This is a genomic window from Pontixanthobacter aestiaquae (assembly GCF_009827455.1).
GTDB classification, from domain to species: domain Bacteria; phylum Pseudomonadota; class Alphaproteobacteria; order Sphingomonadales; family Sphingomonadaceae; genus Pontixanthobacter; species Pontixanthobacter aestiaquae.
The window spans coordinates 1192779-1205309 of the sequence record NZ_WTYZ01000001.1; the positions used below are offsets into that span (position 1 = coordinate 1192779).

Consider the following 12531-nt stretch of genomic DNA (forward strand, 5'->3'; position numbering starts at 1 on the left):
CGTCTTTCCGGATGTACTTTATTAGCTAACTCTGGCCCTGTTCAGTCAGAGTGTGGTTCGAATTAACGAATCACCCCGTACAAATCATGCGGGTCGGCTTCTTCGACTTCGACGCTGATGATATCGCCGGCTGCCAGCGTTTCGGGCACATTGCGCAAGAATACATTGCCGTCGATCTCAGGCGCGTCGGCCTGGCTGCGGCCGGTGGCGCCGATGTCGCCATCTTCGTCGGGCTCGCCAACTTGGTCGATGATGACAGGCAGGACCTTGCCGACTTTGCCGGCGAGTTTGGCGGCGCTAATCCGCTCGGTGACTTCCATCAGCCGGGCGTAGCGTTCTTCCTTGATGTCCTCTGGCACGGGATCGGGCAGAGCGTTGGCCTGTGCGCCTTCGACCGGTTCGAAACGGAATGCACCGACGCGGTCGAGCTGCGCTTCTTCGAGCCAGTCGATCAGATATTTGAAATCATCCTCGGTCTCTCCGGGGAAGCCGACGACGAAGCTGCTGCGCACCGCAATGTCAGGGCAGATGGTACGCCAGTTCTTGAGGCGCTCCAGGACTTTGGCCTCATTCGCGGGGCGCTTCATGCGCTTGAGGACCGAAGGGCTGGCATGCTGGAACGGAATGTCGAGATAGGGCGTCAGCAGACCCTCCGCCATTAGCGGGATCACCGCATCGACATGCGGGTAGGGGTAAACATAGTGCAGCCGCACCCATGGCGGGGTCCCGTCTCTTATATCGAGCTGACCCAGCTCGCGCGCCATATCAGTCATATGCGCGCGGACGGGATGGCCTTTCCAATCGCGTTCTTCATGGCGGGTATCGACGCCATAGGCCGAGGTGTCCTGGCTGATGACGAGGAGCTCTCTGGTCCCCGCGGCGACCAGCTTCTCGGCTTCGCGCAGAACCGCATCGATCCGGCGGCTGGCAAGCTTCCCGCGCAAATCGGGAATGATGCAGAAAGAGCACGAGTGATTGCAGCCCTCTGAAATCTTCAAATAGCTGTAATGGCGCGGGGTCAGCTTGATGTCTGGTTGCGGTATCAGATCGACAAACGGCCCTTGGCTCGGCGGAGCATGCTCGTGCACCGCCTCGACCACCTGCTCATATTGATGCGCGCCAGTGACCGCCAGAACTTGGGGGTGCGCAGCGCGAATCGCGTCGGCTTCTTCGCCCATGCAGCCGGTCACGATCACCCGACCGTTTTCGGCGATGGCTTCGCCGATGGCCTGAAGGCTTTCTTCCTTCGCGCTGTCGAGGAAGCCGCAGGTGTTGACAAGCACAACGTCAGCGCCGGCATAATCGGGCGACATCGCATAACCGTCTGCCCGCAGGCGCGTAAGAATGCGTTCGGAATCGACCAAGGCTTTGGGGCAGCCGAGGGAAACCATGCCAACTTTTTTGGCGTCAGGAAGAGTCGTCGTGTTCATTATGGCCGCGCCTCTACACCTGAAAGCGGCTTTGCGCTATACCGTCCGGGTTGGGTCGCGCCATCAGGGAGGGTTTGATGGACTTATTCGATGTGAACTGGCTGGCGGTGGTGCTGGCGGCTGCTTGCGGATTTATCGTTGGCGGTATCTGGTACGGTCCGGTCATGGGCAAGAAATGGATGGGCGCTGTCGGCCTGACCGAAGAGCAGATCCAAGACGGCAATATGGGCCTGGTCTATGGCGGCGCATTCGCGTTTTCGCTGCTCGGCAGCTGGACGCTGGCGCATACTTTTGCGAGCTATGCCACTGATCTGTCGGTCGCGGTAAAAGTGATGACCGCATTCGGGGTGGCAATCGGTTTTATCATTCCTGCGCTGGGAACGAATTACCTGTTCTCGCAAAAGGGCAAGACGCTATTCTTCATTGATGCGGGCTACTGGATATTGTTCTACCTCGCTATGGGAACAGTCCACGCCTATCTGCCATAATCAGTGGCGGTATTTAGGAGAGCGTTAGTGGCGGCCATTGTGGCCGTCGCCGCGCTCTTCACCATTTTCGGTCGGGACAATTTCAACCACGATATCGCCGGGCTGCAGATTCTGGCACTCATCTTCCCAGAAGCCGAGGACTCTGCCCTTGCGATAAACCCGTAAGCCGCGCCCGCCTGTTCTCAGTTCGGTAATCGCGCAGCCGCATTCTTCTTCGGTAATTTCGCGCTCGACGAGCTGCACTCGGCCCGTGACCGAGGCGAGGTCGGCGAGATAGTCGGCAATATGCGCACCCTTGGCAGAGCCTGCGAGCAGCAGCCCGGTAAAGCGTACGGGATTGATGACATTGTTAGCCCCGGCTTGGCGGGCGAGAGACTCGTTGTCGTCGGCGCGGACCACAACGCTGATCGGCACATTTGGGGCCAGCGCGCGTACTGTCAGCACTATCAGGATCGACGTGTCATCGCGGCCCGCGGACACCAGCACATTTTGCGCCTCTGTGATCCGCACCGCGTTGAGCGTCCGGTCGCGGGTGGCATCGGCAGCCATGATATTGCAGCCCAGCTTTTCCGCTTCGATAAGCCGTTCCTCGCTGGGGTCGATGACGACGATATTGCTGGCGTCCATCCCGCGCTCGATCAGTTCATTGACCGATTCGGAGCCGGATACGCCGTAGCCCAGGACGACGATGTGGTCGGATAGCTTCTCTTGAATGCGCTTCATGCGAAACTTCTCCCAGCTGCGCTTCATAATGAAATTGTAGGCGGTGCCCACAAAGATAAAAAATACCGCGAACCGGATCGGCGTCACAATGACAGCCTCCACCATGCGGGCCCGGTCGGTCACCGGTACAATGTCGCCAAAACCGGTTGTGGTAACCGAAATCAGAGTGAAGTAGATGACATCGGTGAAGCTGACATCGCCGTCGAGATTGTCGACCAGTCCGCCGCGGTCCCACCAATGGATCAGCACCACGATTGCAAGCAGGAAGATCGCCAGACCAAGCCGGATACCCAGATCGCCCCACACGGGAACGCGCGTTGCGCGCCGCAGCGGCTGGAACTTGGGTCCGCGCACGCGCCTGCCGCTGCCCGGTTTTACGATACGGTCGATTTGATCGCTCATGCAGGTTTACCGTTGCGGCAGCTTGCTCGCAGGGTCAATGCGCTTGTTATCTTTCATGATTTCAAAATGCAGCTCGGTTTCGGTGGCGACCCCTGCATCACCGGCGAGGCCAATGCGCTCGCCCGTTTTGACCACATCGCCCAGTTTGACCGTCAGTTTGGCAAGGTGGCCATAGCGTGTGCGCCAGCCATTGCCGTGATCGATCACGACCAGACGCCCGAAGCGCTTGGGTTCTTCATCGGCGAACACTACAGTCCCTGAGGATGATGCGCGGACCATATCGAGCGGGTTGGCCTTCATATCCAGACCGTCATGGCCCTTGCCATCTTCGCGCAGGCTGAAGCCCAGCATCACTTCGCCATCATGCGGCCAGCGGAAATAGGGTTCGGTGGGGGCCTGACGCTGAGCGGGGACGGACTGGATCACCGCTGGAATAATCAGCCGCTGTCCTGTGGAGATGGTGTATGGTTCCTCCAACCCGTTGGCGATTGCGATATTGGCGAAAGGAATGCCATACCGCTGGGCAATGCCAAAACCGGTGTCGCCATCCTTCACCACGTGCACTTTTTGACGCGGGATTTGCAGTTTCTGGCCGACGCGAACGTTGTAGGGTTCCTGCAATCCATTAGCCGCCGCGATGACAGAGGCCGGCACTTGCGCGCGATTGGCAATGCCGCCCAGCGTTTCGCCCTCGGTCACAACATGTTCGGTTTCGGTGGTCGGATCGCCCGCAGCAATCAGCAGCGGTGCGAGCAGCAACAGAGCAAGTTCCTTCATGTCGAGTATCTCCCGGCCAAGGCTTCGAGAGAGGTATGGTGGGTGAGATCCAGCTGAAGCGGCGTCACCGATACAAACCCCTCGTCAATTGCCTCTAGATCAGTCCCGTGATCGAGCGTATGTTCGATCGCATGCAGCCCGAACCAATAATAGGGCAGACCGCGTGGATCCGTCCCTTCGACTACCGAGCCGCGTGAGTAGTCATGGAATCCTTGCCTGACCGCGCGAATCCCCGCAACTTTTTCGCCCGCAAGCGGGGGAAAGTTTACATTTACCAGCGTGCGTTCGGGCAGCGGCGTATCGAGCAGGGGCGCGATGGCCTTGGCTGCCCACTGGCGTGTCGCGTCGAATTGTTCGTGCTCTGCGGAGCGGTCGAGGACTTGGCTCAGTGCAATTGAACGGATGCCCGCCAGCGCGCCTTCGATGGCGGCGGATACGGTACCCGAATAGGTGATATCGTCGCCGAGATTCGCCCCCCGATTGACCCCGGACAGGATCAAATCGGGCGGGCTATCCATTACTTTGCGCAGGCCCAGCGTGACCGAATCTGTGGGCGTACCGGTGACCGAGAACCGGCGAGGGCCATGGGTATGCAGGCGGACGGGCGCATTGAGCGTGAGCGAGTGTCCGGCGCCTGATTGCTCTTCATGCGGTGCGCATACCCAGATATCGTCGCTGAACTCGGCTGCGATCTCTTCGAGCACTGTGAGGCCCGGCGCGAAAATTCCGTCATCATTGGTTACGAGAATTCTCACGGTAAGTTCCCCTCCGTTGAGGGAGGGGTTAGGGGTGGGCGTTCGACGCAAACTGCAAGTGCCGTACACCCCCACCTGGCCTCCCCCTCAAGGGGGAGGGGTTTAAATAGCTTGGTCATGGTTGAGGTTCCAACTTCTCGATACCGCCCATATAAGGCCGCAAAACCTCGGGAATTGTGACACTCCCGTCAGCATTCTGATAGTTTTCGAGCACCGCTACCAAGGTCCGCCCGACCGCAAGGCCCGAGCCATTGAGCGTATGCGGGAATTCTGTCTTTTTCTCGCCTTCCGGCCGATAGCGTGTGTTCATTCGCCGCGCCTGGAAATCGCCTGTGTTGGAACATGAGCTTATCTCGCGGTAAGCACCTTGTCCGGGAAGCCAGACTTCCAGGTCGTAGGTTTTGCGCGCGCCGAAGCCCATATCGCCGGTGCACAACAATACCTTACGATACGGGAGCTCGAGCGCTTTTAAGATACCTTCGGCGCACTCAGTCATTCGCTCATGTTCGGCTTCGCTCTCTTCGGGGCGCACGATGCTGACCAGCTCGCATTTTTCGAACTGGTGCTGGCGGATAAAACCGCGCGTATCCTTACCCGCAGACCCCGCTTCGCTGCGGAAGCATTGGGTCAGGGCGGTCATGCGCATGGGTAGCGCATCGTTGTCGAGGATCTCGCCTTGGACCGATGCTGTCAGGCTGACTTCGGCGGTGGGGATGAGCCAGCGCCGGGTAAAGCCTTGATCGAAGAGTGCCTTTCGAAACCTTTCCAAGAGACCCGGAATACCAAAACTGGCACTGCCTCCCTGTTCTGCGACAAGATCACTTACGAACTGACCAAACAGACGGTCCTGTTCGTCCTTTGGCAATCCGGACTCTAAACTATAGGAGTCCTCGGCAAACTTCGGCAGTTTGTCAGTGCCATACATCGCTGCGTCGTTGACTAGCAACGGAGGGTTGCATTCGATGTAACCGTTCTTCTCGCCGGTTTGTTGATCGAGCATCCATTGACCAAGCGCCCGGTGAAGTTTGGCCATATTCCCGCGTAGGAATGTAAAGCGCGAACCTGACAGTTTCGCCCCAGTTTCAAAGTCCAATCCCAAGTCTGGTCCCAGATCGGCATGTTCCTTGGGCTTGAAATCGAAGTTGCGGGGGTTTCCCCAAGTGTCCAATTCGACGTTGGCGTTTTCGTCTGCACCATCAGGCACATCCGGCGCTGGCAGGTTGGGTATTAAATCAAGATCATCTCTCAACTTCTTCCGAAGTTTGGCTACTTCCTTCTCGCCACTTGGCAAGTTTACCTTAAGGCTCTCCAACTCAGCTATTAAATTCGTCGGAGGATTACTCCCCTTACGTTTCCAATCTCCAAATTCCTTCGATAGTACTTTCCGGCGGTTTTGGCCTTCTTCTAGTGTTTGGATAGCTGCGCGAAGCTGGCTATCGGTCACGAGAAGCGAGGCAGAAGCAGGCTCGGCCCCGCGCCGTTTCAGACCGGCATCAAACGTCTCGGGATTCTCACGGATAAATCGAATATCATGCATGGGCGCGGCTATGGACTCGTTTTGATTTGGTCTCAAGCACCGCGGTGGCTAACGCGTGAATATGCGCAAAGCTCTCGTCCATTTTGTCGGTTTTCGGGATGACAGGTACTGGAACGCAGTGCGCATCTGGGGAGAGCCCGATATGATCCATGAAGCATGGGATATGTATGCCGAGAACGATACTGCGCCCGGTGATATCATTATCTTTGCTGAAGGCGAGTGGAACCAAAAACCGCGCAGCTTCACAGTGGAAGCCGCGCGGTCTCGGGAAGCCAGACGCATCGGGAGAGGAGCGTCCGGCTGAGCTATGTGCCGCTAGAAGCGGAACTCGCCAGTAACAAAGACCCGGCGGGGATCGCCGTAGAAGCCTGTAAGTGTGCCCTCAAGCCCAAGCGTAGGCGCGAACGGCACGCCATTGGTGCCGCCTGCAACGAAGTTATATCCGGCCACGATATAGCGCTTGTCGGTCAGGTTTTTACCGTGGACACCAATCGACCAGCGATCGCTGTCGGCGGTGTAAACAATGCTCGCATCGAGCAGTACGAACCCGTCCTGATCGAGGAATGCGTTGGGCGTTTCAAACTGGCTGGCATCGGATCGCATGCTAACCCCGCCAATCAGATCGACGATCCCGTTGGCAACCGGCAGGCCAAGATCAAACCCGGCACTGACGGTGAATTCAGGTGTGTTCTGGAACACCCGCTGATCCGCTACGTCCACGCCGAATGCGTCGATGAACTGTTTGTATGTCGCATCGACATAGCCAAGCGACCAATTGACGTTGAAACGGCTTCCCGCACCGGCGAAGTCTTTGCCGACCAGCGCGTTGCCTTCGAATTCGAAGCCATTCACATCCGCTTCGCCAGCATTGCTGGTAATGCCGATGAAGCTGTCATTCACGCCGTTACCGGTAGTGTCGAAGCCAACCGATCCGGGAATCTGGATGTCGGTGTAATCACCTTTGAAAGCGGCAACCGCGATATTCAGACGATTGTCGAGCAGCGAGGCCTTCCAGCCCAGTTCATAGCTGTCGACCGTTTCGGGATCGAAGCTGAGGAATCGGAACTGGTCGTCGAAATCGATGTCGCCATCGCCGTCCAGATCGGGCGCGGCGCTGGTTTGGCCGCGCGGATCGAAACCGCCGCCTTTGAAGCCGCGTGAGTAGGTGAAATAGATATTGTGGTTCTCGGTCGGCTTATAGCTGATCGAGGCGCGGGGGGTGAATTCCTCGAACGTCTGGCTGCCGTTAAAGTCGGACGTGACGGCGAACGGTACGCCCGAGCCTCCGAACAGGTTCGAGAAGCCGCCAACAAAGCTTGTTCTGAGGACCCGGCTGGTGCGTTTGTCGCTGGTATAGCGACCGCCGAGAGAAATGCTCAATTGTTCTGAGATATCATAGGTGAAATCACCAAAGATCGACCATGTCTTGGTGTTTACGTCGCCCAGCGTCTGTGCATTAAGGCCGCGCAGATCGGTTGTTGGATCCAGCAGGAACAACAGATCGCCGGTCGTGAACAGGGCCACATCGAACGCGGTGAAGGCATTGGCGTCAAGGTAATATGCGCCAATCACGCCGTTGAAATTATCGCTCTCATATAGAAGCTGAAATTCCTGACTGAACTGGTCGTTCTCGTAAATCGCTGGCACGTCCAGATCGGCAGCTGGCAGGCTGTCGAAATCAATCGGCGTAGTTGATTTGTCTTCGCGGTAACCAGTGATGCTCTTCAGTGTGATCGTGTCACTCACCTCGACTGCGATGTTGAGCGCGCCGCCAAAGGCTTCGACCTCCTGATCGACGACATTCAGGCCTGCGCGCGTATCATAAACGTCATCCAGCACGGGCGCGCCGGTCAACAGTCCCGGGATCAGGCGGAAACCCTGACGGGCCTCGCTATTGTCTTTCACATAGTCGCCGGAAAGGCGCGCGAAGACAGGGCCATTGTCGAATTCCAGAGTGGCGCGGCCGGCCCACACGTCTTTGTTGTAATTTTCGACGCCCGCGAGATTGAGATTGTCACCGAAACCGCCGCGACTGAGGCGGGCAGCGCTCGCGCCGAACTTCAGGCTGTCGGTGAGCGGAGCAGAGCCGCTGACAACGAGGTCCGCCTGATCGTAGGAGCCGTATGTGCCGCGCACTTTCAGCTCGACATCATCGGGTAAGCGGCGGGTCACATATTTGATCGCGCCGCCGATGGTGTTGCGGCCATAGAGGGTACCTTGGGGGCCGCGCAAAACTTCGATCCGCTCGACATCATAAATATCCAGCACCGCGGCCTGCGGGCGATTGATATAGACATCATCGACATACAGCCCGACGCCGGCCTCGAAGCCTGCAACAGGGTCTTGCTGCCCCACACCGCGAATAAATGCCGTCAACGTGGTGTTGGTACCGCGTGAGACCTCCAGAGTGAGGTTGGGAACCTTCTGGCCGATTTCCGTCAGCTCCAGCGTGCCGGTCTTCGCCAGCTCATCGCCGCTGATCGCAGTGATCGAGAGCGGCACATCGACAATACGCTCTTCACGGCGGCGCGCGGTTACAGTGATGATCGGATCGCCGCTGCCAGCCTCTGCGGCCTCAGTCCCGTCAGTGTCCTGCGCCACGGCTGGCGCGGCGGTGAAAGCAAGTGCCGCAGTACCGGCCAGCAAGCTGCAAATTAATCTGCGATTGGTGAAGCGCATCGATTCTCTCCCATGGTTCTGACTCCTAATATTGAAACATGAACCAACTTTCAAGTTTAGTCTTGCGAGGAATCGATTTGCCGCTTACTCACGCCTTCAGTGGGGTCGGGAAGGGCAACAGCAATCGTGCAAACATTACAGCCGCCTGCGAAGCAGCCGCGCACCGAGCGCGGGCGCAAAACGCTGCGTAAATTGCTCGATGCTGCGACTGCCGAATTTGGTGAGAAGGGCTTCCACGAAGCCTCGATCAGCGGGATCACCCGCCGCGCCGGTGTCGCGCTCGGCAGCTTTTACACCTATTTCGATTCGAAGGATGCGATCTTCCGCGCGCTGGTCGCCGATATGAGCGATTCGGTAAAACGCGCGGCCCGTGAAGCGATTGATGAGCGCATGACGGCGCTCGAAATCGAGCGCGCTGCGCTCAAAGGATTTCTGGACTTCGCAGGCGAGCACAAGGAAATCTACCGCATTATCGACGAAGCCGAATTTGTTGATCCGGCCAGCTACCAAAACCACTATGAAACAATCGCCGAGCGTATTCTCGACCGGCTCAAGGCTGGCGCGGCACAGGGTCATTTCCGCGCCGACCCGCAAGAGGCCCATGCATGGGCGTTGATGGGAATGAATGTGTTTCTGGGCCTGCGCTATGCGATCTGGGGCAGGGAGAATGACATGTCTGCGGACGAAGTGGCCGCCGCTGCCAACGCTATGCTGGCCCACGGTATTGCTGGCCAAGAATAGCGCTCTGGCGTTTGCTGCGAAGGAACCAATTGCCGCAGGCTCCGTTCTCTGGATTCCAAAAACATATTTAGCAGATGATCGGCGGCGAGAATGAACAAGGGATATTTAGCTGCGGGCCTCGCGGCTTTGGCCGCAGGTTCTGCAGGAGCGGCTACTGCGGACGATCGGACAGAGCAACCGCAATACACCGTTCTAAGCAGCGCTGAAAATATCGAAATTCGCGAATATGCGCCGATGATTGTCGCGCAGGCTGAAGTGGCTGGCGATCGCCGCCGCGCAATGGGACGCGGCTTCCGTGTGATTGCGGACTATATCTTCGGTAACAATCTCTCGCAAAAAGACATCGCGATGACGTCGCCGGTTACGCAGCAAGCCAACGCGCGCGCGCAAGGCGAGAAAATCGCGATGACGTCTCCCGTGACCCAGCAAAATGATGGCGAGACATGGCAAGTGCGCTTTATCATGCCCTCACAATACACGATGGACACGCTACCGAGGCCGAACAATCCGGACGTGAGACTGATCGAAGTTCCGGCGAAGAAAGTCGCCGTGATCCGCTTTTCCGGTTGGGCCTCGCAAGATCGGGTCGATCAGCACGAGGGTACTCTGAAAGCCTACATGGCAATAAAGGATCTCAGCGCAGCGGCTTCACCGACATACGCGTTTTACGACGCGCCCGGCACACCGCCGGAACGTCGCCGCAATGAAGTGATGATTGAGCTGGCCGCTGAATAAGCTGGAACCAAGACCGCGGTAACGCATTGATTATCCGAAAGGAGATTATCATGATTGGCAAGATTATCGGCGCAGTAGCAGGCTCAAAATTGGCGAAAAGCGCGAGAGGTATGGGCGGTCCGACCGGCGCGCTGCTCGGCGTGGGCGCGGCAACGATTGCAAAGCGCGCCAGCCTACCCGTGCTTGTGGCACTCACAGCTGGTGGGTATTTCGCGAAGAAATATCTGGCAAAGAATAACGAGGTGACCACCGACCCCGCTACACCGCCAAAGGTGCAAGCACCCGCACTCTGATCGGGTTCAAAACAGCATTAAAAAGAGCGCGCAGGTTTCTATGACCTGCGCGCCCTTTTTATGTTTGCTGCCGAATGGGATCAATCGGCAAAAATCGCCATTGCTTTGGCAAGCCATCCACTCGGCGGTGCCGTCGATCTAGAAGCAGCCGGTGATACCGGACACTCCAGACAATAGGCCTGCATTCCGCGGACCGACAGCAGACGGTCAAGATCGCTGTGCGCTTGGCCAATCAAGGCTTGCTGACGGCCTGTTACCATTGCGAACAAGTCGCCACCGGTTCGCGCGCTTTCTGCATCATCATCCATCAACAGACTGCGCAGTAGAGTGCTGTATTGGTCAGGGCCATCGCCCAGATATTGCGCGTGCCATGCGCCCTCTTCTAGACCGGCTTTTCCCGCCGCATAGGCAAGAGCATCTTCAATGCCGCCATATTGATCGACCAAGCCGATCTGGCGTGCAGTTCCGCCATCCCACACACGGCCTTGGCCGATTGCGTCAATCTCTTCCATCGACTTGCCACGCGCTTCTGCAACGCGGGTGAGGAAATCATTGTAACCGTCTTCAATTGTGGCTTGCAGCAGAGCGTCGACTTCCGGCGTGAATCCGGAAATCAGATCAGGCTGGCCGGATAGCGGCGTGGTTCGCACGCCATCGCCATTGACGCCCCATTCGGCTGCGGCATCTTCGAATGTCGGGATCACTGCGAAAATACCGATCGAGCCGGTGATCGATTCCGGTTCGGCAAAGATACGGTCGGCTGGTGTGGACACCCAGTATCCGCCACTTGCGGCTACATTGGCCATTGATACGACTATCGGAATATCTTTCGCTTTGTGACGCAGGATCGCGCGGCGGATTTCTTCCGAAGCGAGCACCGATCCGCCCGGTGAATCCACCCGTACCACCAGCGCTTTGAAGTCTTCGTTCAGCGCATCATCGAGCAGGCCGGCAATCCGGTCACCGCCTGCTGTGCCGGGTCCGGCATCACCATCGACGATTTCACCCGCGATTGTCACGACGCCAATCGCATCGCCTTCCGTGTCGACCGGATTGTCCGCGAGCCATGCGCCCAGTTCTGTATAAGCGAAAGTCCCGGGCGCTTCGTCCCATTCGTCCTCGCCCGCCAATTCTGCGACGCGCTCGCCGAACTCAACCTTGTTGCCCAGCTTATCGACCATGCCCGCAGCGAGCGCTGCTTGAGCCAAATCGCCCTGGTTTGCCTGTACCCATTCTGCGGGTGTCTTGGTGACGAGATCGAGGTCGATATCGGGCCGCGCCTTTTTGACGTTGGCTTGCCATTCTTCCCATAGAGAGCCGAATAGCTGCTGGTAATTCTCGCGCGCCTCGGGCGACATATCGCTGCGTGAATAGGGTTCGACCGCAGATTTGTACGTGCCGACTTTATAGACCCGCGCATTGATGTTCAGATTTTCGAGCAACTCACCATAATAGAGCCGCGAACCGCCGGGGCCTGCGATCACAGCGCCGCCGAGGGGATCGACCCACACCTCGCTTGAATGCGCGGCCAACATCATCGCATCGTCGCCATAACCGATGGCGTAAGTAAGCACGGGCTTGTTCGCTGCCTTAACCCGGTCGAGCGCTTCGCCGATGGTTTGCATATGCACATGACCGCCGCCAACGAAGCTGGTTAGGTCAAGCACAACGGCTTTGATCCGTTCATCAGTGGCCGCGCTGTTGAGCGCGTGGACGACGTCACGGACCTGAAATTCTGCCATGGGCGCCTGTCCGCTCAAAAATGCCTGAAGCGGATCAACTTCGGTTCTTTCTTCGACAATCACGCCGTCAAGCTCAAGCAGCAAAGCGCCTTCCTGAACCAGTGCAGCGCTGGGCCGCGCGGTCAGAATGGCGAACAGCATCCAAAAGAACAGCAACAGGAAGATCAGCGCCAAGAAATCCTTGATGCCCCGTAACAGCCGCCAAACTTTACCCGCAAATGCCATTTTC

At 57.8% G+C, this 12531-nt stretch carries 12 protein-coding genes; 5 read left to right on the plus strand and 7 right to left on the minus strand.

Going from position 1 to position 12531, the window contains the following annotated elements:
* Window positions 1-62: 62 nt before the first annotated feature.
* The gene (rimO, locus tag GRI35_RS05585; RefSeq protein WP_160613244.1) at window positions 63-1430 is read right to left on the minus strand and encodes a 30S ribosomal protein S12 methylthiotransferase RimO; all 1368 of its coding nucleotides are present in this window, start codon (window positions 1428-1430) and stop codon (window positions 63-65) included.
* A 77-nt stretch (window positions 1431-1507) separates the two neighbouring features.
* On the opposite strand from rimO, the gene GRI35_RS05590 reads away from it, so the two are divergent.
* Complete coding sequence (locus GRI35_RS05590; protein ID WP_160613245.1) at window positions 1508-1918, plus strand: DUF1761 domain-containing protein; 411 nt, start codon at window positions 1508-1510, stop codon at window positions 1916-1918.
* A 24-nt stretch (window positions 1919-1942) separates the two neighbouring features.
* On the opposite strand, the gene GRI35_RS05595 is transcribed toward GRI35_RS05590, so the two are convergent.
* From GRI35_RS05595 to serS, 4 genes are all read right to left on the minus strand, one after another.
* Window positions 1943-3043: a potassium channel family protein gene (locus GRI35_RS05595; RefSeq protein ID WP_160613246.1), complete on the minus strand. Its 1101-nt coding sequence runs from the start codon at window positions 3041-3043 to the stop codon at window positions 1943-1945.
* Window positions 3044-3049: 6 nt separating this feature from the next.
* Window positions 3050-3820, minus strand: coding sequence for a M23 family metallopeptidase (locus GRI35_RS05600; protein WP_160613247.1), 771 nt, complete (start codon window positions 3818-3820; stop codon window positions 3050-3052).
* Window positions 3817-4575 (minus strand): 5'/3'-nucleotidase SurE, encoded by a 759-nt coding sequence (gene surE, locus GRI35_RS05605; RefSeq protein ID WP_160613248.1) that lies wholly within the window; start codon window positions 4573-4575, stop codon window positions 3817-3819. The genes GRI35_RS05600 and surE overlap by 4 nt, the downstream gene beginning before the upstream one ends.
* Window positions 4576-4690: 115 nt before the next feature.
* Window positions 4691-6112: a serine--tRNA ligase gene (gene serS, locus GRI35_RS05610; RefSeq protein ID WP_160613249.1), complete on the minus strand. Its 1422-nt coding sequence runs from the start codon at window positions 6110-6112 to the stop codon at window positions 4691-4693.
* Window positions 6113-6173: 61 nt separating this feature from the next.
* Here serS and GRI35_RS13690 point away from each other — a divergent pair, with 61 nt between their 5' ends.
* Window positions 6174-6416: a hypothetical protein gene (locus GRI35_RS13690; RefSeq protein WP_202390517.1), complete on the plus strand. Its 243-nt coding sequence runs from the start codon at window positions 6174-6176 to the stop codon at window positions 6414-6416.
* Window positions 6417-6427: 11 nt separating this feature from the next.
* On the opposite strand, the gene GRI35_RS05615 is transcribed toward GRI35_RS13690, so the two are convergent.
* Window positions 6428-8791 carry a TonB-dependent receptor gene (locus GRI35_RS05615; protein WP_160613250.1) on the minus strand — a complete coding sequence of 788 codons (2364 nt, stop codon included), beginning with the start codon at window positions 8789-8791 and terminating at the stop codon, window positions 6428-6430.
* A gap of 126 nt (window positions 8792-8917) precedes the next feature.
* On the opposite strand from GRI35_RS05615, the gene GRI35_RS05620 reads away from it, so the two are divergent.
* From GRI35_RS05620 to GRI35_RS05630, 3 genes are all read left to right on the plus strand, one after another.
* Window positions 8918-9532, plus strand: coding sequence for a TetR/AcrR family transcriptional regulator (locus tag GRI35_RS05620; RefSeq protein WP_290258934.1), 615 nt, complete (start codon window positions 8918-8920; stop codon window positions 9530-9532).
* A 90-nt stretch (window positions 9533-9622) separates the two neighbouring features.
* Entirely contained in the window at window positions 9623-10267 is a 645-nt protein-coding gene (locus tag GRI35_RS05625) for an SOUL family heme-binding protein (RefSeq protein WP_160613251.1), read from the plus strand.
* 50 nt (window positions 10268-10317) lie between these two features.
* Window positions 10318-10560, plus strand: coding sequence for a hypothetical protein (locus GRI35_RS05630; protein ID WP_160613252.1), 243 nt, complete (start codon window positions 10318-10320; stop codon window positions 10558-10560).
* Window positions 10561-10640: 80 nt separating this feature from the next.
* Here the strand turns inward: GRI35_RS05630 and sppA are convergent, their stop codons facing one another.
* Window positions 10641-12527, minus strand: coding sequence for a signal peptide peptidase SppA (gene sppA, locus GRI35_RS05635; protein WP_160613253.1), 1887 nt, complete (start codon window positions 12525-12527; stop codon window positions 10641-10643).
* Between the last annotated feature and the right edge of the window lie 4 nt (window positions 12528-12531).